Source organism: Actinophytocola oryzae (genome assembly GCF_004364325.1).
Lineage (GTDB): Bacteria > Actinomycetota > Actinomycetes > Mycobacteriales > Pseudonocardiaceae > Actinophytocola > Actinophytocola oryzae.
Map to the genome: position 1 here is coordinate 375,782 of NZ_SOCP01000004.1, position 24,662 is coordinate 400,443.

A 24,662-nucleotide genomic window follows, 5' to 3' on the forward strand; every position below is an offset into this window, starting at 1 on the left:
GGTCGCTGCGCAGGCTTCGCTCACGTGAACTCCTGGAGGATGGTGGCGCGGATGGACAGTGCCTGGGAGATGCCGCGCAGGATGCGGCGGGTGCCCTTGTGGTCGGACTCGAGGGTGAGCAGCCACGCCTCGACGGCGGCGAGCGCCGCCGGGTGCAGGTGCTCCGCGAGTGCGGCGGCGGAGAGCTGGAGGACGTTCTCGGCCTTGTTGGCGCGCAGGCGGTTGACGATGTTGACGGAGAACCCCGGTGGCCACGGCCCCGGCGCCGCGGCGAGGAGACCGCCGAAGCGGGCGTCGATCTTCTTGTGGCCCTCGAGGATGGCCGTGGCCGCCTCCGGGGTCAGTGCGGCGATCAGCTCCGGGCTGGCCTGGTGGCGGGCGAGTGCCGTGAGCCATTCCTGGTTTCGTTGGCGCAGCGCGGCTTTCGTCCACCCGACGAGCGTCTCGGCACCCGCCTCGCCGATCTGGTCGATGTCCCAGGTGGTGAGCGGGGTGGCGGCGAGGATCTGGATGAGCCACGAGGCCGCGCGGCCGTAACCGGGCTCGCGGTGGTCGGTGATGCCGTCGCGGCGGGCGGCCTGGTCGGGCTCGTCCGGCAGGTCGCCCGCGAGGAGCCTGGCGCGTTCGGCCATGCGCTGTGCGCGTTGTGACTCCGGCAGGCGGTCGAGCAGAGCGGCGGCGGCCGCCCGGACGGTGGCCGCGCGGTCGTCGAGCGCCCGCTCGAGTAATGACTCGTCCTGTGTGGACAGACCGGTGTGGAGGGTGTCGAGGAGGCTCGCGCGGACGGCGGCCTGCTCGTCGGCCCAGGTGTCCTCGATGAGGGTGCGGGCGAAGTCCGGCTCGGTGGCGCGGAGGTCGGTGAGGAGGGCGAGCCGGTCGGCGCGGGTGCCGGTGGCGAAGCGCTCGACGACGTCCTCCGGCGGGACGGTCGCGGCCCAGCTCCACGAGGGGTTGCGCTGGGCGAGCCAGCTGCCGCGCGGTCCGACGACCTGCTTGACGAGTGGGCGGGTCGCGGCGTTGGCGGTGCCGAAGCGGAGCAGGTCGACGACGAGCCGGTAGGGCGGGCGTCTGCCTGCCTTCCGTGCGGAGGCGAGCCAGTGGACGGCGAGTAGTTCGGGGCCACCTTCGACCCGGATGGCGCGGTCGAGGAGCAGTCGGAGGAGCTGGGTGGCGGCAGGTGAGCACTCCGGCCGGTCGTCGGGTGCCGCGGGTGGGGCGTGGGTGCCGCGCCAGGTGGGTGGCGTCCACCCGGCCCTCCGGTAGCCGGCCGCGAGCGCGGCACCGGCGAGCACGGCGGCCTCGGCACTGTCGGCTTCGACGCGGCCCGCGCCCTCCACGTCGAGGTCGTCGAGGGCGAAGGTGCGGCGGCTGGTGCCGACGAGGGCGGTGCTGAGGAGGTCGTCCCAGGTGGTCACAGGGCCACCAGCTTGTCGTCGATCTCGACGCTGAGGGGGTGGAGGCGCTCGTCGCTCCACTCGGCGAAGACGTGGACGGGGTGGCCGCCGGAGAGGGCGAGCAGCTGCCAGACGTCGGTGTCGGGGGCGAGGGTGAGTGCGGCGCCACCAGCGTCGACGAGGAGCGGCGGGTCGGCGGGGACGACGGTCATGTCGGCGAGGGCCATGGGGATGCGGCGTAACCAGGGGTTGCCCGCGAGCCAGCGGGCGGCCTGGTCGAGCGCCCCTCGGACGTCGGTGGGGTGGGGGAGCCCGGCGCCCTGGGTGATCTTGGGTTCGTCCCCCGTGAGCAGCGCTCTTCGCGGCTCGCCACCCGGGTAGCGGGCGACCTCGCCGTCGACGACGGAGCCGAGCACGTGGGCGACGTTCAACGCCTGCCCGGCCGCGGCGAAGTCGAGGAGGATGACCGTTTCGCCGGTGCGTTCGCCGTACAGCCAGGTCCGCTGGGAGAGCAGCCGGTCGTCCTCCTCCTGGCTGAGGCCCACGACCCACCACCGGTCGGAGACCCGATCGCCGACCTCGTCCTTGCGGCGGGACCAGCCCAGGACCGTGCGGAGGTCGCCCATGGCGGCGTCGTCCAACTGGTCGCGCCGTCGCCAGGCACGCACGGCGAGGTACCAGCGGCCCAGCTCGCCGAGGAGGTGGGGCGCCCAGTCGTTGCGGGCGTGGATGGCGCTGCCCATGGCCCGGACGCGGTCACCGAGGCCGCCGACCTGGGCATCGACCAGACGGGCGCCCGCGGTGTCCCAGAAGCTCGGCGGCTGTCGTCGTGCGCTGGCCAGCCCTTGGCGGACGATGTCGTGCAGCCACCGCTCGAAGTCGTCGATGCCGGCCGACATGAGGGACTTGCGTTCGGCCAGGCGCTTGGCCTGCGCTTCTGGGTCGGGTGGTTTGTCGGTTTTGGGGGTGGCCTTGCGGCTGGCGCGCTGGGCGGCCCAGTCGGCGGCGAAGGGCTCGGCGTGCTCGAGGTCGGCGACCACTCCGTCGTTGGTGGACCAGAGGAGAAGGAGGGCGAGGCCGTGTTTGCACGGCTGTTTGCGGCTGGGGCAGGTGCAGCGGAAGGCGGGTTCGGGGGCGGCGATGTCGACGGTGACCTGGTAGGGGGCTCGTGCGCTGCCCTGGCACTTGCCCCAGACCAGGGAGTCGTTGCTGCCCAGCTCGGACCAGGTTCGAGGGTTGGCGAGCCCTCGAGCGGCCTTGGCGGAGCCGGCGTCCGGTGCGTGACCGAGTACCTGAGCCACCGTCCAGCGTGATCCCAAGCTTCCTGGTCCTCTCCTGTGTCCGCTTGGCCGCCAGACTATCCGGCACCACCGACAGTGAGCGGTCGCGTGGTCCTGAGGGGCGGGGTTGGGTGGGCGGGTCGACAGTCAGCAGGCAATGGCGCGGAGTGTGGCATATATGCAACACTACTTGGTGCGTGCAACGCCGAAGCGGAGGTGAACGTTGTGTCGACTGCTCCGACGACGTATTGGGATGATCTGGCCGAGGACCTCAAGGACCCGGAGTTCCTGCGCTCGTACATCACCGAGAGTCTGCGGGTGTCGACGATCGACCAGCTCGTACACGATCTCGATGAGGCGCGGATCGGCCTGGGGCTGTCGAAGGCTGACCTGGCACGTGCGATCAGCGCCGACCCTGCCGTGGTCCGTCGGCTGTTGACCCTTGGGCATCGCAATCCCACGATCGGTACGGTCGCTGAGGTGGCTGCCGCCCTGGGGTTGAGAGTGGCGCTGGTGCCGATGACCGATGAGGAGCGGGAGCAGGTGGCGGAGCCTCTTCGTTCGGGAACGGTGAAGGATCCGGAGGAGTTGGCGCGGAAGTTCGCGGGTGCCCGGGCCTCGTGATCGGGCTCAGTGCAGCGAGCGGGGGTTGCGCTTCAGGTACTCGTCGCCGAGGGAGCGAACCGCGGCGTAGTCAGTCGAGGACAACTCCGTACGAAAGGGCTTGTCCCTGCCGTCGATGATGGTGAGCAGAGGTTTGTCCTGGCCGCGGGCCTCGTAGTCCAGGAGGCAGAACAACCGGTAGTGGTGCCGTCCCGGTCCGTCCTTGCGGACCTCGAACCAGCCGGTCATGTCTCCGTGCATGGCTTCCCAGGCGCCACCGCCTGCGAATCGTTTGGGAGGTGCGGCGGCGACAGCGTTCAGGACCGCGAAGAACTTGGCACGCACTCCGGCGGGACAGGTCTCACGAAGAAAGACGCGCCCAGGCACGGTCTCGTCGGGGTCGTCGTCCACATGGCGCTGGAAGAAGACGATGGCGTGTGCGTCGTCGGAGGATGGCCTGGTGCGGACCTGAGGTGGGGGATTCGAGCGGGAGTTCTTACGAGCCGACACCGCTGCCACGATAAGAACGGCCGTTCGATGATGCGAGTCGACACACGTGCGACACAGAAGTTGACGACGCAAATGACGTGATGTGCATGCCGCCGTCGACGCGCGCGATTGCGAAACGCACGTTCTGCAGTATCAGGCAGGCATTTCCTGGAGTTACTCGAGCTGTGCGGCCAGGTTCAGGAAGCTGTCGGCGTACAGGTCGCAGTCGACGTCGGCTGCCTGGTCGGCTTGTTTGTTCGGGCCTTTCTCCAGTGGTCGGCTCAGGAAGGCTGTTCGTAGGCCGGCTTTGCGGGCGCCGACCAGGTCCCACTTGTGGGCGGCGACCATCAGGATCTGTTCCGGTTGCACGTCCAGTAGGGCCGCCGCTGTCTGGTAGACCGCCGCGTCTGGTTTGTACGCGTGGGCCAGTTCGGCGGACAGGACGCAGTCGAACGGGAGGGCCGCGGCCTTCACCAGGTGGGTGAGCAGGGCTACGCCGCCGTTCGACAGGGTGGCCGTGACGTGTTTCGCCCGCAGGCGGGCCAGGCCCGATACCGAGTCGGGCCACGCCGGTAGGCGGTGCCACGCCAGCACCAGGCGGTCGCGGGTTTCGTCGTCGGCTTCGACGTCCAGTTCGCGTAGTAGGTCGTCCAGTGACTCTCGGTGCAGGGTGTCGAGGTAGGCCCAGTCGCGTTCGCCGGAGCGGACGCGGTTCATCGACGGGATGTAGCGGTCGCGCCAGCGTTCTGCGAAGTCGCCCGCGTCCACGTTCGGGAGTAGCTGGGCCACCTGGTCGGCGACGCCGGTGTACCAGTCGACCGTGGTGCCGAAGATGTCACACGCCACGACGCGAATGTCCATGCCTTACAGGCAACCACACGTGCGCTACACGGCGCTCGGGTTGAGTTGTGCGAAGCCCTCCTGTCGTTGGTACGGGAAGTACGGGTACGGCGCCGTAGTCGTGCTCGCCGCGTCCAGGCGTGCGACCTGGTCGGTGGTCAGTTCCCAGCCGGCCGCGCCCAGGTTCTCGCGTAGCTGGGTCTCGTTGCGGGCGCCGATCAGGACTGATGACACCGTCGGCCGACGCAGCAGCCAGTTCAGTGCTACCTGCGGCACTGTCCTCTCTGTCTCCGCCGCGATCTCTTCCAGCGTGTCGACCACCCTGTACAGCAGGTCGGTTGACACCGGGGGGCCGTACGACGCCGTCTGGTGCAGGCGGCTGGTCGTCGGCAACGGGTTGCCTCGGCGGACTCGGCCTGTCAGGCGGCCCCAGCCGAGTGGGCTCCACACCACCGCGCCGACGCCCTGGTCCAGGCCCAGCGGCATCAGTTCCCACTCGTAGTCGCGGCCTACCAGCGAGTAGTACACCTGGTGCGCCACGTACTTCGTCAGGTGGTGGCGGTCGGCCGTGGACAGGGACTTCATCAGCTGCCAGCCCGCGAAGTTGGACACGCCCAGGTAGCGCACCTTGCCGGCCCGCACCAGGTCGTCCAGCGTGGACAGCGTCTCCTCGATCGGGGTGCCCGCGTCGAAGGCGTGTAACTGGTACAGGTCGATGTGGTCGGTGTCCAGGCGACGTAATGCCGCGTCGCACGCTCCGAGCAGGCGGGATCTGGACGAACCGCCAGAATCGTCGGTGCCCAGTGGCAGTGTCGTCTTCGTGGACACCAACGCCCGGTCTCGGCGGCCCTCCAACGCGCTGCCCAGGACCTCCTCCGACGCCCCGTCCGAGTACACGTCGGCCGTGTCGAACATCGTGACGCCCGCGTCAAGGCAGATGTCGACCAGCCTGCGGGCCTCGTCGACGTCCACCCTGCCCCAGTTGCCGAACAACAACTCCCCCCGGCCGCCGAACGTGCCTGCCCCGAACGCCAGTGCCGGCACCCTGAGGCCCGACGCGCCCAGCCTTCGCTGCTCCATTACGTCTCCTTAATGGGACTGCTGTCCCGTTAAGGGTAGCACGGTAGCGTCGGGGCATGGAGCGACCGGGTGGGCGGACCGCGCGGGTGCGGACATCGGTGCTGCAGGCCGCAGGTGACGCCCTGGCCGAGCAGGGGTTCGCCAACCTCGACCTCGGGGATCTCGCGAAGCGTGCGGACGTCGGCAGGACGACCGTCTACCGGCGCTGGGGCTCGGTCACGGCCGTGGTCACCGACCTGCTCCTGGAGATGGCGATCGAGTCCGTGCCCCGCGTCGACACGGGGTCACTCACCGACGACCTGCGGGCGAACGCGCGGCTGGTCGTCAGGACGCTCACCCACCATCGCCAGGGGCCGCTCTTCAAGGCGGTCATCGCGGCCGCGACCTGGAACGAGGTCACCGCGGGAGCGCTGACACGGTTCTACGACACGCGGATCAAGGAGTGGGCGCCGTGTGTGACGGACGCCGTGCGGCGGGGTGAGGTGCCGTCGGACACCGACGCCGAGGAGGTCGTCAAGGCGGTGTCCGCGCCGCTGTACTACCGGTTCATGACCGGGACGGGCGAGCTGGACGAGGCGGTTGCCGACCGGGCGGCCGACGCGGCCGTGGCTGCCGCGCGAGCGGGGGTCTTCAGCAGAGCGAACGGCGCCAGATGAGCGCTTCCGCCGGCGTGGCGGCCATGTCCTCGTACTCGAGGTCGCTGGCTGCGGCGTCCTCGTCGGCGAAGCGGTAGGGCAGCACCACGGTGATGGCCATGCTGTCCGCGTGCTCGAGGTGCACCATGATCGCGTCGGTCTTCTCGCTCGTGACGTCGCTCACCAGCGCCGCTGCCCGCAGGTCGTTCGCCTCGGCGGACATGCCGTTGACCAGGCTCGTCAGCACCTCGGACGGGTTCGGGTCGTCCGTCTCGCCCGTGTCGGCGGCGAACACCTGCTCTTCACCCTCACGGGTGATGGCCGCACCGTAGGGGTAGAACTCCCCGTGTTTGCGCAGCATCTCGTCCGCGAACGGCAGCACGGTGTTCAGCAGGCGGTCGAGGTCGGACTGCACGTGTTCGGAGGTGGTGTCACGCCAGGTCGTCACCTCCGCATTGTCCCCCATTGGTGACCGGGGGACGGCGACCAGTCCGGCCACCGTCCCCCGGGAGATGCGTCAGCCGTCGATGCGCTCCATCACGCCTCGTGACCGCTTGCCGTTCGCCCACAGCTGCTCGACCTGTGCCTGCTCGTTGTCGTCCGGGTAGGCGTTGGTGCACGACGGGCCGGGGCCACCGCCGGACATCAGCTCGGAGCAGGGGCCCTCGTAGTGGTCGGGCAGACCGAGCACGTGGCCGGTCTCGTGGGCCGTGATCCTGATCGTGTAGTACTGCTCGGCCTGGGTGTAGTCGATGAAGACGTAACCGTTGCCGTGGCCGTCGGTGTAGGCGTAGGAACCGCTCGGGTCGCTGCCCTCGTAGAAGTCGAGTGTCGCGGCCGACGGGTTCTCCACCAGCTGCACGTTCGACACCGACGAGTTCCAGTTCGCCACGCCCGCCGCGATCTGGCTCGCGAAGCTCGGCGCGCCGGACGCGTCGTAGTAGACAGTCACCGCCTGTGGGGTCACGTCGGCGGCGGCCGGGACCGTGGTGGCCACCATTGGCGCGACGACCAGCGCGGCGCCCGCTGCCACGGACACGAAGGTCTTCCTGATCATGAGACACCTCGCAGGGAATTCAGCAGGGAAACTCCTGTCGACGTTAGGAAGGGCCCCGGCGCGGGCGTCACCGACTTTCGTCGGTTCCGACCGTTGGTAAATTGCCACGAAATTCGGCGTGTTGACATGGATCAGCCGAAGTGGTGGGATTCGCCACCCGAATGCCGAGCGACACCAACACACAGTGGGTCTCCAGTGGACATTCACCACTCGGGCGGTCAATTGTGGAGGGAATCTTTGTGGGCCACGCTGTTGCACATGGTGAGCGAGCTGCAACGACGCAAGACGGCCCTGGTGTTCACGGCGATGGACGTCGACTCGGACGGATTTCTCGAGCGGGAGGACTTCGCGGCGCTGACCGAGCGGTGGACGGACCACCGTGGCCTGGCACCCGACTCCCCTGAGGCCGCAGGGCTTTCCGGGATCATGATGGGCTGGTGGAAGACGCTGCTCGCGGCGTCCGACGTGGACCGTGACAGGAAGGTGACCGTCGAGGAGGTGCTGCTCGTCGTCGACCGCCTGGCCGCCGACACCACACCGGTCGTCGCCACCGCCACCGCCATGTTCGCGGCGATCGACGCCGACGGGGACGGGCGGATCTCGGCCGCCGAGTACCGCGAGCTGATCGAGACGTGGAACGGCGTGCCCACCGACACCGACGAGGTCTTCGCCGAGCTGGACCTCGACGGCGACGGCTACCTCTCCGAAGCCGAGTTCGTCGAGCTGTGGACGGAGTTCTGGGCAGGTGACGACCCGAACGCGGCAGGCACCTGGGTGTTCGGCCGGTTCGAGCTGCCACTGTTCGTCTAGTGGCCGCCTGTCGCGGCCACGTGTGCCGCCGTCAGTGTCAGCGTGTGTCGGGTCGTCACGCCGTTGACCGTCACCGCGATCGTCACGGTCGACGGGCGCAGCGCGGTCAGCTCGCCCGTCGCCGGGTCGAACACCGCGGTGTGGTACCGCTTCGCGTCCTTCTGTTGTCCGATGTGGACGTTCGGGGACGCGGACCACCTGGCCGACACCGGGTAGGCGACCGGCACGGTCCGGCCCGCCTGCTGGAGGTTCGCGCTGACCACCGCGCTCTGCCCGACCCGGAGGGAGTCGGGTGCGGTCACGGTGAGTGTGTCGACGTGCGGACGCACCTCGGCGGCCAGCCAGTCGTCGCGGGTGCCGCGGGTGTCCACGCCCCACATGGACCAGCCCGTGAAACCGCCTTCGCTCGGTAGGGTCGAGGGGTTCTTACCGGAGTTGCCGTTGACGAAGTAGGGCACGCCGTCGACATGGCCGGCGTGGAACGTGCCGACATGGGCACCGATGAACGCGGTGCCCTTGCCGGTGCGGTCCTGGAAGTCGGACAGCCACGTCTCGATGGTGGCGGCCTCCTTGCGGTCGGACAGCTCGCTCGCGCGGGCGGGCGTCGGGTCGCGTGGTGGCACGTGCTCCACGAGCACCACGGACCTCACGTGCCGGTCCCTCGCGGCCTTGCCGAGCTCCGTGCGCAGGCGGCCGAGCTGGGTCCAGTCGCTCGCCCTGAGGTTGATGCCGGACGTGTCCATGGTGATGAACCGGGTGCCCCGGTGGTCGAACACCTGTTGTGTGTCACCGAAGACGGCGCGGAAGTTGTCGAGGCTGTCGTTGCCGCGCTCGTGGTTGCCCGGCACGTAGTAGTAGGGGAGTGTGCCGCCCAGTTCCTCGTCGAGGACCTGGGCGGCCAGCGCGAAGTCCTCTGGCGACGCCTCGTCGACGAGGTCGCCGTTGACGATCAGGAAGTCCGGCTTCGCGGCCCTGATCTCGCGCAGCGTGCGGCGGGCGTTGCGGACGATGTCGCTGTCCGGGTCGCGGGCGACGAACTGGGCGTCGGACATGACCGCGAAGCGCCAGTCACCACCGGCGCTGCCGTGGATGATCGGGTCCTGTTCGACCGGCTGAGGTGGCACGTCGAGTGGCGGCGGGACCAGCGCGGTGACGTCGTCGATCACCAGGTCACCCTGGTAGCTGTTGGTCGCCACTGTCTCGGCACCGTAGAAACGCCGCAGTGTCAACGGGTACACGGTCCCCGCGGGTACCGGGAACTCGAGCTGGCGCCAGCCGGTGAAGGTCAGGTAGCCGGCGCGGAAGGCGGGTAACAACACGCCGTTGCCGTCCCACGCCTGGAGACTGGCCCACTCGCCCTTGCCGGTCGAGTTCACCCACACCCGGATCGCCTTGGGCTGTCCGGGAACCACCGTGCCCGCCGGGGCGACCGCGCCGCCGGTGCGGGTGCCGGTGCTCTGGGTGAAGTCGTACGTGAGGCGCAGGCCCTGGCCGGTGTGGCCGGCCGCGGGCGCGATGGCGCCGGTGGCACGCTCACCGAGGAACGTCCAGCCGGTGGGGTCGGTGAAGTCGGCGACGGAGACCTCGGTGAGGCCGACGGTCACCGGCAGCACGGACCTCCTGCCGAGGACGTCGATCGTGATGAGCGCGGAACCCGTGTCCCGCCTTGGCTTGACGGTGAACTGCCCGTCGGCGTTCGGTGTGACGTCGAGCAGGTCCCTGTCGTAGGTGAGGGTGACGTCACCGGGCTCGACCGGCGCGCTCGTGCCCTCCTCGTCGTAGCCGAGGACGCCGAAGGTGGTGGACTCGGCGGTGCCCGTGAGCGCGAGCTGCTCCTTGGTCGGGGCGGTGCGCCGGACCGGGCCGAGCACGGTCAGGGTGATCTCGCCCTTCGCGGCACGGTCCTCGGCGACTACCTTGGCCGCACCTGGTTTCCGGCCCGTGAACACGCCATTGTGGACGGTTCCGTTACTGGTGCGCCAGCGCGGGTTGCCCTTCGCCGGGCCGTAGGTCTCGTCATAGCCCGCTGCGGTGAGGGTGCGGTGCAGGCCCTGGAGGACGCGCTCGGGATGGCTCGGCGCGACCGCGGACGCGCCCGAGGCCCGGGTCGCGTCGAGTGCCGTCTCGACCCAGAACGCCCTGAGGTGACCGGAACCCTTCGGTGCGAACAGGCCGAGACCGTTGGGGACGTTGCGTTCCCCGCCGTCGGACGGCCGGTTCTCCAGCTGTGCCGTCGAGCCACCCGGCTCGCGGGCGAGGATCGTGGTGGAGCCGCCGCCGTCGAGGTTCACCGCCGTGTACGCGCCCAGCTCGACCATCATGTCGGCCAGCTCGTCGAGTCCGAGGCCCTCGGCGAAGGCGGGCTGGCGGCCGTCGGCGGAGAGCAGGAACATACGCCTGCCGTCACGGGAGAAGCCGAGCGCGGTGCGTGGTGCGGCCGGGACGTTGTTGCCCTGGCCGGCCTTCTGGACGACGCCGTCGACGACGAGGAGCTGGCGGCCGTTGATGGCGGCGTGGATCTTCTGGTCCTCGGCGGTGCGTGCCCGGTAGTCGATACCGACGGCGTCGCCGGGCTTCAGCGCGCCGAGCGTGGTCGCGGCGGCGTCCCGGCCGACGAGGACGACGGTGCCGTCGGGGATCGCGCCCTCGCCCGGGGTGTCGCGGACGGCGGTGACCCTGTTGTTCGTGACCTCGACCTCGGTGACGGCCGTGGCGCCCTGCGTGGCGCGGCAGCGGCAGTAGGTGCCCCACAGCGGGGTGAACACCTCGATGCCGCCGGCCCTCAGGGTCGGCTTGTTGACGCCGTCGAGGGTGAGGTCGCCAGTTGGCGCCTTGACGGTGCCCTGGAACAGGACCTCGCCGATGTCGCCGATGCCGTCCTCGGTGAGGATCGCCGACGACTGGTGCCAGGTCGCGTCCGCGTCCGGCGACTGGATCAGCTCGCCGTCCCGGATGCCGACGCCGAGCGGGGCCGTCGAGTTGTTGATGTCGAAGAAGTCCCCGTTGACCGCGGCGACCGCTCCGGCGCGGTTCGCCGTGGCGGACAGCGGCTCACCCTTGGCCACCTGGCCCGGGAAGAGGTAGTCGACCGTGGTGCCCCTGGTGAGGTCGACGGTGAGGCTGTCGGCCTGGAGCCAGGTGGGCGTGCCGGTGTAGGCGTCGGGGCCGTACCTGTCGAAGGACCGGAGCGTCACCCCCGGCGCGACCGGCCGCGTCGTCGTGGCGGTCTCGAGCCTCGGCTCGGTGGCGGTGGCCGCTTTGCGGGCGTCGGCCAGGAAGTCGTCACCGGGGAAGGCGGTGGCGTCGCTGGTCGATGCGTCGGGGTCGAGGACCGGGTCCGCGGCCGCCGGGGCCGCGAGAGCCACGGCCGAAGCCGTGGCAGCGAGAAGACTGAGCAGGCGCAAGGACTTCGTCGGCACGAACCGAGTCTGCCGCCGTGGTCGAAGATTTACCAGACCTGAAGATGGCCGGAAAGAAAACTCCGCGTTCCATCCCGGGATCGGCCGGATGAGGGATTGTAGGGCGATCCTATAGACTCAGGATGTCGCTGGTCAGGGACGTTGGGAGTGCGTTGTGGACGCCGACCGAAAGCTCTTCGATCGCGCCAGTACCGTCGAGCTGCTGGCCGCCGCCCTGCGGGAGCGGATCATCAAGGGCGTCTACCTGCCGGGGGAGCGGCTCGCCGAGGAGGCGATCGTCAAGTCGCTCAAGGTGTCCCGCAACTCGCTTCGGGAGGCGTTCCGGCTGCTCACCCACGAGCGGCTGCTCGTCCACGAGCTGAACCGGGGTGTCTTCGTGCGGAAGCTGACCGTGGACGACGTCGTCGACCTCTACCGGGTGCGCAAGCTGGTCGAGTGCTCGGCCGTGCGCAGGCTCGACACCCGGCCCCCGCAGGCCGACGACATGGTCGAGGCCGTCAACGCCGGTGACCTCGCCACGAAGAACGAGGACTGGCGCGGGCTCGGCACCGCCAACATGATGTTCCACCAGGCGGTCGGGGAGCTGGCCGACAGCCCCCGGATCGACGAGCTGATGCGCAACATCCTCGCCGAGCTGCGGCTCGTCTTCCACACCATGGCCGACCCCCGCCGCTTCCACGAGCCCTACCTCGAGCGGAACAAGGAGATCCTCGCCGCCATCGAGGCAGGGGACGGGCCGCGTGCCGAGCGGCTGATGCTCAAGTACCTCGAGGACTCCGAGCAGCAGATCGTCGCTGCCTACCGGAGCGCGTGAACCGCACCCCCTGACCGGGGCGTGCCTGCGCCATCCGTGCGAGGTCCGCCGCGCACACCACCGCGATCACCGGGTAGCCACCCGTCACCGGGTGGTCGGCCAGGAACACGATCGGCTGGCCGCTCGGGGGAATCTGGACCGAACCCGCCACCATGCCCTCCGACGGCAGCTCGCCGTCGCGGCACCGGCTCAGCGCCGGCCCGGACAGTCGCACGCCCACCCGGTTGCTCTCGGCCGTCACCTCGTACCGAGAGCCGAACAGCTGGGAAAGCGCGTCGTCGGTGAACCAGTCGTCGCGGGGGCCCGGCTGCACGTGGATCTCCAGGTCCTCCGCCGACTGCGACCGCACCGGCGCCACCTCCACCGCAGGGGGAGGACCGTCGACCGCGTCGCCGACCGGGAGGGTCATGCCTGGTGACAGCGTGTCGGGGCCGAGCCCGGCCAGCACGTCCGTCGAGCGGGAGCCCAGGGTCGGTGCCACGGCCAGCCCGCCCCGGACCGCGACGTAGGTACGCAGACCGACCGACGCGGGGCCGATCGTCAGCGTCTCGCCGGCAGTGACGTCGAACGGCGCGTTCATCGCCTCGGCACGGGAATCCCTTGCCAACACGCAGGTCGCGCCGGTCACCACGACGCGTGCCTGCGCCAGGAACCTCAGCGTCGCGCCGAACGACAGCTCCAGACAGGCCGCCGACGGAAGGTTGCCGACCAGCCGGTTCGCCAGCGTCGCCGACTCCGGGTCCGCGAAACCGGAGTGGCCGACCCCGAGCGAGGCGTAACCGGGCCGGCCGGCGTCCTGGACCGTGCCCAGTGGTCCACAGTGGACGATCTCGATGGCGCCAGGTGCGTCCGCAGGCGGGGTTCGCGGCTGGGGTGACGGCAGCGACGAGACCGGCTCGAAGCGGACCTTCGTGCCCGGCACCAGCAGTGCGGGTGGTTCCCTCGACGGGTCCCACAGCGGCGCGGTCGTGTGGCCCAGCAGGTGCCAGCCCCCTGGTGACGGCCGCGGGTACACCCCCGTGTACTCACCCGCGACCGCCACCGCGCCCGCCGGGACCCGCGTGCGTGGCGTCTCCCGGCGCGGTAGCCGCAACCGCTCGTCGAGGCCCGTCAGATAACCGAAGCCGGGCGCGAAACCCGTGAACGCCACGGTATACTCGGCTCCACTGTGGACGGACACGACCTCGTCCGCCGACAGTCCGGACGCCGCCGCGACCTCGGCGAGGTCCTCGCCGTCGTACTGGACGGGAATCGCCACCGACTCCCCGGTGACCGCCGCCGACGCGGGTGTCACTTCGGACAGCCGTGCGACCAGCCTCTCGAAGTCCACAGTGGACTCGTAACGCACGAGCACGGTCCGCGCGGCAGGCACCAGGTCGACGACGCCGGGCAGCGGTCGGGCGGTGAGCGCCGAGTACCAGCCGAGCACGTCCTCGGTCTCGACCAGCAACGCCGTCTCACCGCACCGGCGGACCTTCACCGAAAGCTCGCCACCTCGACCCCGGCCTGCGCGAGACCGGAACGAACGGCCTTGACCAGCGACAACGCACCGGGCGTGTCGCTGTGCACGCAGATCGACCCGGCCCGCGCGGCCACCACGGAGCCGTCGACCGCGACGACCGTGCCCTCGGTCGCGAACCGGACAGCACGTTCGGCCACCACGTCCGGATCGCTGAGCACGGCACCCGGTTCGCGGCGCGACACCAGCGTGCCCTCGGGGGTGTACGCGCGGTCCGCGAACGCCTCCGACACCGCCTCCAGGCCCGCCTCCTCGGCCAGTGCGAGCCAGCGCGAGCCGGGCAGGCCGAGCACCGCGAGCGACGGGTCGAACAGGCGGACCGCCTCGACGACGGCCGCCGCCTGGGCCTCGTGGGTCACGATCGCGTTGTACAGCGCGCCATGTGGCTTCACGTAGGTCATCCGGCCACCCGACACGGCCGCGATCCCGCGCAGCGCCGAGAGCTGGTACAGGATGTCGTCCACCAGCTCCGCCGGTGCGATGTCGATGAAGCGGCGGCCGAAGCCGGCGAGGTCGCGGTAGCTGACCTGCGCGCCGATCGCCACGCCGTGCCTCACCGCGGTCACGCACGCCCGCCGCATCGTGCCGGGGTCGCCCGCGTGGAAGCCGCACGCGACGTTCGCGCTGGACACGACCGTCAGCAACGCGTCGTCGTCGGCGATGCGCCACACGCCGAAGCCTTCGGCGATGTCCACGTTCAGGTCCATCGTGATCATGTCTTGCACCTTCCCTCGACCTCCGGAACCGTCACCTCGGGGGACGTGACGCACATCAGCCACAAGCGCGTGACCGGGCCGAACGTTCTTGCTCGACGTGACCAACAGGGTCAGTTCCGGGGAGGCGGAACTGTGAGCACCTCCTCGGACGTCGGCTCGGCGGTCACGACGTCGTCCACCGGGTCGCGGGCCAGCCACAAGCCAACCACGGTCAGCGCCGCCGTGAGCACCAGGTACGCCGCGAGGACGACCCACGACCCGGTCCAGCTCAGCAGAGCGGTGAGGATGAGCGGGGCGGGCGCGCCGCCGATCACGCCCGCGAGCGTGTAGGCGAGCGAGCTGCCGGTGTAGCGCAGGCGCGGCGAGAACTGCTCGGTGATCAGGGCGGCCTGCGGTCCGTAGAGCGCCGCGTGGATGACGAGTGCGACGACCATGCCCGCCGCGAGCGCGAGGAACGAGCCGCCGGAGATCATCGGGAAGAAGACGAACGGCCAGATGGCGGCGGCGATCGTGCCGTACAGGTACAGCCTGCGGCGGTTCATGCGGTCGGACAGCGCGCCGAACGCCGGCATGAGCGCCAGCTGCACCGCCGAGCCGATCATGACCGCGAGGGAGCCCTGCGTCTTGGTCATGTCCAGCTCCTTGACGATGTAGGTCAGCACGAACACGGTGAACAGCGAGTACAGGACGTCCGGGCAGACGCGGACCAGCAGCCCGGCGAACACCGCACGCATCTCCTTCTGCCTGATCTCGGACAGCGGTGCCGTGGGCCGTTCCTGGTGCTGCGCGATCTGCTTGAACACCGGGGTTTCCTCGAGCCGCAGACGGATCCAGAGACCGAACCCGACGAGTGCGGCGCTCAGCGCGAACGCGACCCGCCAGCCCCAGGAATTGAACGCGGCGTCACTGAGCAGGAGGCCCAGCAGTGCGAGCACACCGTTGGCGAGCAGGGTGCCGGCGGGCGGGCCGATCTGTGCCGCGGACGCCCAGAACCCCCGGCGCTTCGGGTCGCCGTACTCGCTGGAGAGCAGGACGGCGCCGCCCCACTCGCCGCCGACCGCGACACCCTGGGCGAAACGCAGGATGACGAGCAGGATCGCGGCGGTGCCGCCGATGCTGGCGTAGGTCGGCAGCAGACCGATGAGGAACGTGGCGATACCGGCCAGGAGAAGCGTGTAGACCAGGACTTTCTTGCGCCCGATGACGTCGCCGAGCCTGCCGAAGACGAACCCGCCGAGCGGGCGCGCGAGGTAGCCGACGGCGTAGGTGGAGAAGGCGGCCATGGTCCCGGCGAGGTCGTCGCCGGACGGGAAGAACAGGTCGCCGAAGATCGTGGCGGCGGCGACGGAGTAGGCGGCGAAGTCGTAGTACTCGAGTGCTGTTCCGGACAGGCTCGCGGTGTAGGCGCGGCGCAGGGCGCGTTTGTCGACGGTCATGGGTCACATCCCTCGGCCGGCGGGCAGGATGAAACTCAGGGTAGATTTCGTTCGATTGTAGGGCAATACTACGTTCCTAAAGTGGAACGAAAGTTGGGGGACCGAGATGAACCCTCCGAACCGCTCGGTGCGCAATGCCTTCTCCCTGCTCGAGCTGCTGTCCGGGAGCCCGGACGGGTTGGTCCTGGCGCGTCTGGTCGAGGCGAGCGGGTTGCCGAAGACGACGGTGCACCGGTTGCTCGGCACGTTGACCGACCTGGACATCGTGTGCCAGACCGGGACGCGCTACCACCTGAACGCCCGCTGGCAGCGCTTCGGCGGCGACCAGTTCACGGCCCCGATCGTGAGCCGGGACGGGCAGACGCTGGCGGGCCTGACGCTGCGGACCAGGGGGCCCGTGTCGTGCGACCAGACCGCCGCCCGCCTGCGCAGGCTGGTGGCCGACCTGGCGAGCGCGGTCTCCCGCCAGATCCGCGCGAGCTGACCCCGGCCGGGCCTGCACTGAAGGACTCCTTCCTGACGCTCAGCGTTACGAAGGACGCCTTCAGTGCGGTCGAGGGGGTGGGCGCGGGGCGGGCGGGTGAGATCACGAATGAGGGGATAGGTCTGGACAACTGGCTGGCATTGGTCTAGACAAATAGGAACCTCGCGGTTTTCACCCTGCTCACCGCGTGTTTCGGAGGTTGTCATGCGACGCCGCCTGTTCACCGTCCTCTCCGCGATCCTGCTCGGGCTCGCGCTCACGCCCGTGCTCCCCGCCTCCGCCGCCGGGGAGACCGCCGTCTTCGTCAAGACCTCCGACTGGGGGTCCGGCTGGGAGGGCAAGTACACGATCACCAACGGCGGTACCGCCACCATCTCCAGCTGGCGCGTCGAGTTCGACCTGCCCTCCGGCACGACCCTCGGCAGCTACTGGGACGCCCTGCTCACCTCGAGCGGCAGCCACCACACGTTCGCGAACCGGGAGTACAACGGGACCCTCGCGCCGGGTGCCTCCGCCAGCTTCGGGTTCCTCGTCAGCGGCTCCGGCACACCGCAGAACTGCCGGGTCAACGGCGGCGACTGCGGCGGCGGGACCGGGCCCCAGCCCGGCGCACCCGCCACGCCCGCCAACGTCCGGGTCACGGCCACGACCGGCACCAGCATCACGCTCGGGTGGAACGCCGCCAGCGGCGCCACCGGCTACCGGGTCTACGAGGGCAGCACGCTGCGCAGCACGGTGACCACCACGTCGGCGTCCTTCACCGGGCTCACCGCGTGCAGCAGCCGGACGTACACCGTCACCGCGTTCAACGCCACCGCCGAGTCGGCCCGCAGCACCGCCGTCACCGGCACCACCACCGGCTGCCAGCAGGCCGACCTGCCCAGGCACACGCTCACCGGGTACTGGCACAACTTCGTCAACCCGGCCACCGAGCTGCGACTGTCCGCGGTGCCCAACGAGTACGACGTCGTCGTGATCGCCTTCGCCGAGGCGTCGTCCACGCCGGGTGCGGTCACCTTCGGGGTCGATCCCGAACTGTCCAGCGCACTCGGCGGCTACACCAACGACCAGTTCAGGGCCGATGTCGCGACCCTGCACTCCCGCGGCAAGAAGGTCATCCTCTCCGTCGGCGGTGAGGCCGGGCGGGTGACCGTCGCGGACTCGACCTCTGCCACCAACTTCGCCAACAGCGTCCGGTCGATCATGTCCCAGTACGGGTTCGACGGCGTCGACATCGACCTCGAGAACGGGCTCAACCCCACGTTCATGGGCCAGGCACTGCGCAACCTCCGCGGCCAGGTCGGGTCCAGCCTCATCATCACCATGGCGCCGCAGACCATCGACATGCAGTCGACCGGCGGCTCCTACTTCGCGCTCGCGCTGAACATCAAGGACATCCTCACGACCGTCCACACGCAGTTCTACAACTCCGGCTCGATGCTCGGCTGCGACCAGTCGCAGGCCTACTCGCAGGGCACGGTCAACTTCATCACCGCGCTCGCGTGCATCCAGCTGGAGAACGGACTGCGGCCGGACCAGGTCGCGGTCGGGCTGCCCGCCGGGGCCGGTGCCGCCGGTGGCGGTGTGGTCGCGCCGTCGGTGGTCACCAACGCTCTCGACTGCCTCGCGCGTGGGACCAACTGCGGGTCGTTCCGGCCACCGAGGACCTATCCGGCGATCCGGGGCGCGATGACCTGGTCGATCAACTGGGACGTCAGCAACGGCAACAACTTCGCGCGTACCGTCGCGCCCTTCCTCGACACGCTGCCATGAGGCGGGTCATCGCGGCGGTGGCCGCGCTCCTGCTGGTGCTCACCGGTGCGCAGACCGCCGGTGCCGCCAACCTCCTCACCAACGCGGGCTTCGAGTCGGGCAACCTGTCCGGGTGGTCGTGCACGGGCGGCAGCGTCGTGACCTCGGCCCACTCCGGGAGCTACGCGCTGGCCGCCGCCGCCACGGCGTCCGACACCGCGCAGTGCACGCAGACGGTCCCGGTCGTGCCCAACACGACCTACACCGTGTCGGCATGGGTGCGCGGCAACCCCGTGTACCTCGGCATCACCAACGGACCGTCGACGTGGACGGCGGCCACCGCCTACACCCAGCTGTCGCTCACGTTCACCAGTGCGGCCGGTCAGACCTCCGCCCAGCTGTACCTGCACGGCTGGTACGGGGCAGGCACGTACAACGCCGACGACGTCGTGCTCGACGGACCGGGCGGCGGCACGCCCGGCACCCCGGCCACGCCGGGGAACCCGTCGGTCACCTCGACCACGGCGTCGTCGATCGCGTTGTCGTGGCCCGCCGTCAGCGGTGCCACCGGATACCGGGTGTACGAAGGGACGTCGTCGCGTGCCACGACCTCCGGCACGACGACGACGATCTCGGGACTCGGTACCTGCGAGACGCACTCCTACACCGTCGCCGCCTACAACGCGGCGGGGGAGTCGGCCCGCAGCGGCGCGGCCTCCGGCACCACGACGGGCTGCCAGCAGGTCGGACTGCCGAGGCACGCCCTGATCGGCTACCTGCACACGAGCTTCGCCAACGGGTCCGGCTACATCAGGATGGCGGACGTGCCGGCGTCGTGGGACATCATCGACCTCGCGTTCGGTGAGCCCACCTCGGTGACCTCCGGGGACATCCGGTTCACGCTGTGCCCGGTCGCCGAGTGCCCGAACGTCGAGACGGAGGCCCAGTTCATCGCGGGCATCCGGGCGAAACAGGCGCAGGGCAAGAAGGTGCTGATCTCGATCGGCGGCCAGAACGGCCAGGTGCAGCTCACCACGACCGCGGCGCGGGACAAGTTCGTGCAGTCGGTCTCGGCGATCATCGACAAGTACGGGTTGGACGGTCTGGACATCGACTTCGAGGGACACTCGCTGTACCTCAACGCCGGTGACACGGACTTCCGCAACCCGACCACCCCGGTGATCGTGAACCTGATCTCGGCGTTGCGGTCGCTGAAGTCCCGCTACGGCAGCAGGTTCGTGCTCACCATGGCGCCGGAGACGTTCTTCGTCCAGGTGGGGTACCAGTTCTACGGCGGCGGTGGCGGCGGTGACAACCGCACCGGCTCGTACCTGCCGGTGATCCACGCCATGCGGGACGCGCTGACCGTGCTGCACGTCCAGGACTACAACTCGGGACCCGTGATGGGGCTGGACAACCAGTACCACAACATGGGTGGCGCGGACTTCCACATCGCGATGACCGACATGGTGAAGGCCGGTTTCCCGGTGGCCAACACGGGCCAGACGTTCCCCGGCCTCAGAGAGGACCAGATCGGCTTCGGCGTGCCTGCCGCGGTCAGTGCCGGCAACGGGTACACGGCCCCCGCTCAGGTGCAGCAGGCACTGAACTGCCTGGCACGCAACCAGAACTGCGGCGGCTACACGCTGCGGGGCGGTGCGTCACCCGGCATCCGGGGTCTGATGACGTGGTCGATCAACTGGGACCGGTACTACAACTGGGAGTTCCAGAACAGCCATCGCCCGTTCCTCAACGGGCTGCCGTGAAGCACCTCGACGGGCCCGCGTGTCAGGCACGCGGGCCCGTCGAGGGATCAGGCGAAACCCTCCGGCCGGTGCGGCACGTAGTCCGCCTCCAGCCGGTTCAGCTCGTCCTCCGACAGCTTCAGCTCGACCGCCGCCACGGCGTCGTCGAGGTGACCAGGCTTGGTCACCCCCACGATCGGCGCCGTGACGGCGGGCTGGTGCAGCAGCCACGCCAGCGCGACCTGTGCCCGGGAGACCCCGCGCTCGCCCGCGATCGCGGCGACGGCGGCGGCCACGCGGCGGTCCGCCTCCTCCGCCTGCCTGTACAGCACGCCGCCGAACTCGTCCGACTCCGTGCGCCGCGTGGTCGCGTCCCAGTCGCGCGTGAGCCTGCCGCGTGCGAGCGGGCTCCACGGCAGGGTGCCGACGCCCTGGTCGAGGCAGTACGGGAGCATCTCCCGCTCCTCCTCGCGCATGATCAGGTTGTACTGGTCCTGCATCGAGACGAAGCGGGTCCAACCACCTCGGTCCGCGGCGTGCTGCATTTGCGCGAACTGCCACGTCCACATCGACGACGCGCCGATGAAGCGGGCTTTGCCGGCACGCACCACGTCGTCGAGGGCCTCCATGGTCTCCTCGATCGGGACGTTCGGGTCGAAACGGTGGATCTGGTACAGGTCGACGTAGTCAGTGCCGAGACGGCGCAGGCTCGCGTCGATCTGCGTCATGACCGCGCCCCTGGACAGGCCCGCGCCGTTGGGACCCGGTCCCATCCGGCCGTTGAGCTTCGTGGCGATGACGACCTCGTCGCGTTTCGCCAGCTCCCCGAGGACCTTGCCGGTGATCTCCTCGCTCGAGCCGAGCGAGTAGACGTTGGCGGTGTCGAACGTCGTGATGCCGGCGTCGAGCGCGGCGCGGATGATCGGCCGCGACTCGTCGAGGTCGAGGGACCACTGATGGTTGCCGCGGTCGGGTTCCCCGAAGCTCATGCACCCGAGGACCACTGTGGACACTTCGAGACCGGAACGGCCGAGTCGCCTGTACTCCATGCCTCCCAAGCTAGTCCACGATCCGGGCGGCCGCGGCGCGTGCCTTCGCCGCCGCGTCGAGGTCGCCGACGATCGCGGACGTCACGATCGCGCCCTCGGCCAGCAGCAGGAGGTGGTCACCGGTCTCCGCAGGCAGGCCGGCGTCGACGGCCAGCGAGCGCAGGAACGTGCGGAAGCTCTCCTTGTGGGTACGGGCCTCGCGCGCGACCGGGGCGGACGTCGCGCCGAGCTCGCCGTAGCAGTTGATCCACGCGCAGCCTCGGTAGTCCGGCTCGTGGAACCAGCCGTCCAGCCAGTCGAACACGGCGAGCGGCCGCCTGCGCGGGTCCTGCTCCCCGGCCACGTGCGTGGCCAGGCGGTCGCGCCACCACACGTCCCTGCGCTGGAGGTAGGCCGTGACCAGGCGCTCCTTGTTGGGGAACAGCTGGTACAGGCGCTTGAGCGAGACGCCGGACGCGTCGCGGACGTCGTCCATGCCGACCGCGTGCACGCCACGCGCGTAGAAGAGGCCGCCCGCCGCGTCGAGTACGCGGTCCTCGGCCGTCCGCTGCTCCATCTCGTCCCCGCTTGACTGGGAGAACCTACGTTCTCTAGCTTACGGGAGAACGCAGGTTCTCTGCCAGGAGGTCGCCATGTCCGGAAGCCGTCCGCCGTTTCCCCCGTTCACCAGGGAGACCGCGCTGAAGAAGGTGCAGGCGGCCGAGGACGCCTGGAACACCCGCGACCCCCGGCGCGTGGCGATGGCGTACACCGTCGACACCGTGTGGCGGAACAGGGACACGTTCGTGTCCGGTCGTGACGAGGTGGTGGCGTTCCTGGCGGGGAAGTGGGAGCGCGAGCTGGACTACGCGCTGCGCAAGAACCTCTGGGCGTTCGACGGGAACCGCATCGGCGTCCGGTTCCAGTACGAGTGCCACGACGCGGAAGGCCGGTGGTACCGCAGCTATGGAAACGAGTTGTGGGAGTTCGCCGAGAATGGTCTGATGGCCCGGCGCGAGGCGAGCATCAACGACCTGCGCATCGACGAGTCAGAGCGGCGGATCTTCGGTGCCCGCCCCGAGTCGGAGCACGGTGTGGAGTTCCCACTCCACTGAGAGGACGTCCATGAGCTGCCGCCTGTCCGAGCTGGTCGTCGACTGCGCCGACCCGGAGGCGTTGTCCCGCTTCTGGTGCGAGGTGCTCGGGTACGTGGAGCTGAGCCGCGAGGAACCCGACGACGGCATCGAGATCGGACCGGCCTCCGGTTTCGGCGGTGCCGCGCCGACGCTCGTGTTCAGCCGGGCCGCCGAGAAGAAGACGGGCAAGCTCCGCCTCCACATCGACGTGAACCCGGTCGACCGCGACCACGACGCCGAACTGGACCGCCTGCTGGCCCTCGGCGCCCGCCCGGCCGAGATCGGACAGACCGGGGAGGAGTCGTGGCACCCCCTCCAGGACCCGGAGGGCAACGAGTTCTGCCTGCTCCGAAGGCGGCTTCCCGAGCTCGAGTGAGACGGCCAGGGCCGCGGTGCCCCCCACGTGCACCGCGACCTCGGGCCCGCCGCCCTGGCACCTGTTACGACGTGAGTGGTGTCGGGTTATGACGTACACGGACAAACCTGGGCACGGGTTCTCCGGGACCGGTTACGAAATGTCTGGCGGTCAGACCCGCTGCCGTTCCTCCTCGGGACATGGCCGACCGTTGACACTCCACTTCGGACACCTCGGGCGCGGCGCCACCCGGACGTCGTGGCAGGCAGCCGCAGGTCCCGCGACCCGACCGGGAACCGAGGCGTGGTCCGGGTGGTCTCATGGCCATGCGTGCCGTGCTGCTCGTCCTGTTGCTGGTCGTCGCCGGGTGTGCCACCGAGAGGCCGGGCACACCGAGCGCCGACGACACGGTCATGCCCGCCGACTTCGCGGGCTCGGTGACCTACGCCAACGGCACGGTCGCGCCGCCGTACCACTACGAGTGGCGGCTGACCTTCGACGACACCACCGCCGCCATCGAGTGGACCCCCGGCTACGACCGGTCGACCACCCCGTGGCGCGAGACCGTCGACATCACCGCCGACCAGCGGGCCACGCTGTTCGGGGTGTTGCGCGACCTCGGCGTGTTCGACCTGGACGCGGCGGGCGACGACGGCATGGTCGGCGGCCCGACCGGCGGCGTCGAGGTCACCTCGGACGGCCGCACCTACGACCCCGGCACGCTCGGTCTGAGCAAGGACTCGGCAACGCTGCTCGACGGCGTCGTCGACGCGGTGCACGACCTGGCGCCAGCCGAGGTGTGGGACGGGTTGGAGGACAAGCAGGACGACTGGAGCGCGCGACAGCCGAAGTAGGCTGCGAGTCATGTCAGAGCTGACCGCGGAACAGACCGTCCACGCCGCCGACAAGGTCGTGCACGACATCGGCACGGCCTGGATGATCCACGACGACACCAGGGCCCGCGCCGAGCAGTACGGCTACAGCAAGCTGCAGCCCTTCTACTTCGCCGGCCGGGGAGGCGTGCTCGGCGACGTCGACGCGGGCGTGGTCATCGCCGCCTTCGGCTGGTGGCACCCGGGTTACGTGCGGCTCATGTGGGACAGGGGGATCGCCGTCGCGGGCGCTCGGGAGAGCGCCGCCCGCTACCAGCAGGCGTGCGCGGACTGGGCGAACGACCACATGTCGGGCTTCGCCGACGCGGACCGGCTGTCCGACCTCGCCCAGAAGGTCGTCGACGGCGCGGAGGAGTCGGGGCTGTCGCTGTTCGCGGGCTGGCGGGCGCAGCCACGCGCCGAGGGCGGCGTCGCACGGACGCTGCAGCTGGTGCACGTGCTACGTGAGTGGCGGGGTGCCGTCCACCTGGTCGCGACCACGGCCGCCGGGCTGGGCCCGCTGGAGGCGATCCTCACCAACGAGGGCCAGAACCAGGCGCGGTTCTTCGGCTGGCGCGACGACCTGCCGAACTGCGACCACCTCAGGGACCGCCAGGCCACGGCCCAGGAGACCACCGACCGGCTCGTCGCCACGGTGTACGACCGGGCGCTCACCCCGGCCGAGCGCGGCGAGTACGTCGAGCTGGTCGGCCGGTTGGGCAAAGCCGTCCTCTGACCGGTTCCTTGCTGCGATCGATCAACCCGCTGTCCTTGCAGTCGGGGCAGCGCACGGTCTGGACGCTCGTGACCGGTGACCGCAACGCTGGCGCGTCGTTGCGGTCACCGGGGTATGAGGGGGCCGAGACTGCTGGATGATCAGCAGAAGCAGTCTCGGCCTGGTCGGGCGGGAGGTGTGGGGTCGCCCGACGATCATCGTTGGCGGTCATCGGCCACCACCCGTCAGGCGGTGGGCCGGGACGGGTTCACCACGAAGACCCGCCCCCGGCCAGAGGGAGGAAGCCAGCAGGATTCTTCGCTCGGCGGCTCGACCTCGACCTCTCCTCGCCGAGCCCATCCGTAGCTCGACCATCGGTACCAGGAATCGATCGGTCCTGGCCTGATGTCTCAACGCTGGCAGCCCTGAACACGCTGCCAGTCGAGATCTCCCTGCAGACGGGGATGCTTCGGGTGAAGTAGC

The 24,662-nt window shown here is 69.9% G+C and carries 24 protein-coding genes; 11 read left to right on the plus strand and 13 right to left on the minus strand.

Annotated features, from left to right (window positions below; genetic code table 11):
* Nucleotides 1-20: 20 nt before the first annotated feature.
* Entirely contained in the window at nt 21-1,415 is a 1,395-nt protein-coding gene (locus CLV71_RS12690; protein ID WP_133902905.1) for a DUF5691 domain-containing protein, read from the minus strand.
* Nucleotides 1,412-2,695, minus strand: a complete 1,284-nt coding sequence (locus tag CLV71_RS12695) for an SWIM zinc finger family protein (RefSeq protein WP_133902906.1) — start codon at nt 2,693-2,695, stop codon at nt 1,412-1,414. Before CLV71_RS12695 ends, CLV71_RS12690 begins: the two co-directional genes overlap by 4 nt.
* 204 nt (nt 2,696-2,899) lie before the next feature.
* On the opposite strand from CLV71_RS12695, the gene CLV71_RS12700 reads away from it, so the two are divergent.
* Entirely contained in the window at nt 2,900-3,298 is a 399-nt protein-coding gene (locus CLV71_RS12700) for a helix-turn-helix domain-containing protein (RefSeq protein WP_133902907.1), read from the plus strand.
* Nucleotides 3,299-3,304: 6 nt separating this feature from the next.
* On the opposite strand, the gene CLV71_RS12705 is transcribed toward CLV71_RS12700, so the two are convergent.
* From CLV71_RS12705 to CLV71_RS12715, 3 genes are all read right to left on the minus strand, one after another.
* On the minus strand, nt 3,305-3,787 hold the full coding sequence (locus CLV71_RS12705) for a hypothetical protein (protein ID WP_208297532.1): 483 nt from the start codon (nt 3,785-3,787) through the stop codon (nt 3,305-3,307).
* Between the two features lie 153 nt (nt 3,788-3,940).
* Complete coding sequence (locus CLV71_RS12710) at nt 3,941-4,627, minus strand: haloacid dehalogenase type II (protein WP_133902908.1); 687 nt, start codon at nt 4,625-4,627, stop codon at nt 3,941-3,943.
* 24 nt (nt 4,628-4,651) lie between these two features.
* Nucleotides 4,652-5,686 carry an aldo/keto reductase gene (locus tag CLV71_RS12715; RefSeq protein WP_133902909.1) on the minus strand — a complete coding sequence of 345 codons (1,035 nt, stop codon included), beginning with the start codon at nt 5,684-5,686 and terminating at the stop codon, nt 4,652-4,654.
* Nucleotides 5,687-5,742: 56 nt separating this feature from the next.
* Here CLV71_RS12715 and CLV71_RS12720 point away from each other — a divergent pair, with 56 nt between their 5' ends.
* Nucleotides 5,743-6,342, plus strand: a complete 600-nt coding sequence (locus CLV71_RS12720; protein ID WP_133902910.1) for a TetR/AcrR family transcriptional regulator — start codon at nt 5,743-5,745, stop codon at nt 6,340-6,342.
* On the opposite strand, the gene CLV71_RS12725 is transcribed toward CLV71_RS12720, so the two are convergent.
* Together CLV71_RS12725 and CLV71_RS12730 are read right to left on the minus strand one after the other, a co-directional pair.
* A complete protein-coding gene (locus tag CLV71_RS12725; protein WP_133902911.1) occupies nt 6,317-6,769 on the minus strand; it encodes a hypothetical protein in 453 nt (150 codons plus the stop codon). The genes CLV71_RS12720 and CLV71_RS12725 overlap by 26 nt on opposite strands.
* Nucleotides 6,770-6,838: 69 nt before the next feature.
* Nucleotides 6,839-7,378: a snapalysin family zinc-dependent metalloprotease gene (locus CLV71_RS12730; protein ID WP_133902912.1), complete on the minus strand. Its 540-nt coding sequence runs from the start codon at nt 7,376-7,378 to the stop codon at nt 6,839-6,841.
* Nucleotides 7,379-7,636: 258 nt separating this feature from the next.
* On the opposite strand from CLV71_RS12730, the gene CLV71_RS12735 reads away from it, so the two are divergent.
* Nucleotides 7,637-8,188: an EF-hand domain-containing protein gene (locus tag CLV71_RS12735; protein WP_208297533.1), complete on the plus strand. Its 552-nt coding sequence runs from the start codon at nt 7,637-7,639 to the stop codon at nt 8,186-8,188.
* On the opposite strand, the gene CLV71_RS12740 is transcribed toward CLV71_RS12735, so the two are convergent.
* A complete protein-coding gene (locus tag CLV71_RS12740) occupies nt 8,185-11,607 on the minus strand; it encodes a phosphodiester glycosidase family protein (RefSeq protein WP_133902913.1) in 3,423 nt (1,140 codons plus the stop codon). The genes CLV71_RS12735 and CLV71_RS12740 overlap by 4 nt on opposite strands.
* Before the next feature lie 154 nt (nt 11,608-11,761).
* Here CLV71_RS12740 and CLV71_RS12745 point away from each other — a divergent pair, with 154 nt between their 5' ends.
* On the plus strand, nt 11,762-12,421 hold the full coding sequence (locus tag CLV71_RS12745; protein ID WP_133902914.1) for a GntR family transcriptional regulator: 660 nt from the start codon (nt 11,762-11,764) through the stop codon (nt 12,419-12,421).
* Here CLV71_RS12745 and pxpB read toward each other — a convergent pair.
* From pxpB to CLV71_RS12765, 3 genes are all read right to left on the minus strand, one after another.
* Complete coding sequence (gene pxpB, locus CLV71_RS50425) at nt 12,366-13,901, minus strand: 5-oxoprolinase subunit PxpB (RefSeq protein ID WP_166664065.1); 1,536 nt, start codon at nt 13,899-13,901, stop codon at nt 12,366-12,368. The genes CLV71_RS12745 and pxpB overlap by 56 nt on opposite strands.
* Entirely contained in the window at nt 13,898-14,656 is a 759-nt protein-coding gene (locus CLV71_RS12760) for a LamB/YcsF family protein (protein WP_133902916.1), read from the minus strand. The genes pxpB and CLV71_RS12760 overlap by 4 nt, the downstream gene beginning before the upstream one ends.
* A gap of 110 nt (nt 14,657-14,766) precedes the next feature.
* Nucleotides 14,767-16,092 carry an MFS transporter gene (locus CLV71_RS12765; RefSeq protein ID WP_133902917.1) on the minus strand — a complete coding sequence of 442 codons (1,326 nt, stop codon included), beginning with the start codon at nt 16,090-16,092 and terminating at the stop codon, nt 14,767-14,769.
* Between the two features lie 106 nt (nt 16,093-16,198).
* On the opposite strand from CLV71_RS12765, the gene CLV71_RS12770 reads away from it, so the two are divergent.
* The 3 genes from CLV71_RS12770 to CLV71_RS12785 all read left to right on the plus strand — a co-directional run bounded on the left by CLV71_RS12770 (nt 16,199) and on the right by CLV71_RS12785 (nt 20,094).
* Nucleotides 16,199-16,576: a helix-turn-helix domain-containing protein gene (locus CLV71_RS12770; protein WP_133902918.1), complete on the plus strand. Its 378-nt coding sequence runs from the start codon at nt 16,199-16,201 to the stop codon at nt 16,574-16,576.
* 204 nt (nt 16,577-16,780) lie between these two features.
* Nucleotides 16,781-18,349, plus strand: a complete 1,569-nt coding sequence (locus tag CLV71_RS48435) for a chitinase (protein WP_208297534.1) — start codon at nt 16,781-16,783, stop codon at nt 18,347-18,349.
* A complete protein-coding gene (locus CLV71_RS12785) occupies nt 18,346-20,094 on the plus strand; it encodes a chitinase (protein ID WP_133902919.1) in 1,749 nt (582 codons plus the stop codon). The genes CLV71_RS48435 and CLV71_RS12785 overlap by 4 nt, the downstream gene beginning before the upstream one ends.
* A 47-nt stretch (nt 20,095-20,141) precedes the next feature.
* Here the strand turns inward: CLV71_RS12785 and CLV71_RS12790 are convergent, their stop codons facing one another.
* Together CLV71_RS12790 and CLV71_RS12795 are read right to left on the minus strand one after the other, a co-directional pair.
* Complete coding sequence (locus CLV71_RS12790) at nt 20,142-21,122, minus strand: aldo/keto reductase (RefSeq protein WP_133902920.1); 981 nt, start codon at nt 21,120-21,122, stop codon at nt 20,142-20,144.
* A 10-nt stretch (nt 21,123-21,132) separates the two neighbouring features.
* Nucleotides 21,133-21,678, minus strand: a complete 546-nt coding sequence (locus CLV71_RS12795; RefSeq protein ID WP_133902921.1) for a TetR/AcrR family transcriptional regulator — start codon at nt 21,676-21,678, stop codon at nt 21,133-21,135.
* A 76-nt stretch (nt 21,679-21,754) separates the two neighbouring features.
* Here CLV71_RS12795 and CLV71_RS12800 point away from each other — a divergent pair, with 76 nt between their 5' ends.
* The 4 genes from CLV71_RS12800 to CLV71_RS12815 all read left to right on the plus strand — a co-directional run bounded on the left by CLV71_RS12800 (nt 21,755) and on the right by CLV71_RS12815 (nt 24,200).
* Nucleotides 21,755-22,216 carry a nuclear transport factor 2 family protein gene (locus CLV71_RS12800; protein WP_133902922.1) on the plus strand — a complete coding sequence of 154 codons (462 nt, stop codon included), beginning with the start codon at nt 21,755-21,757 and terminating at the stop codon, nt 22,214-22,216.
* A 10-nt stretch (nt 22,217-22,226) separates the two neighbouring features.
* Nucleotides 22,227-22,613, plus strand: coding sequence for a VOC family protein (locus CLV71_RS12805; RefSeq protein WP_133902923.1), 387 nt, complete (start codon nt 22,227-22,229; stop codon nt 22,611-22,613).
* A gap of 299 nt (nt 22,614-22,912) precedes the next feature.
* Nucleotides 22,913-23,446 (plus strand): hypothetical protein, encoded by a 534-nt coding sequence (locus CLV71_RS12810; RefSeq protein WP_133902924.1) that lies wholly within the window; start codon nt 22,913-22,915, stop codon nt 23,444-23,446.
* Nucleotides 23,447-23,456: 10 nt separating this feature from the next.
* Nucleotides 23,457-24,200, plus strand: coding sequence for an SCO6745 family protein (locus CLV71_RS12815; protein ID WP_133902925.1), 744 nt, complete (start codon nt 23,457-23,459; stop codon nt 24,198-24,200).
* Nucleotides 24,201-24,662 lie beyond the last annotated feature (462 nt).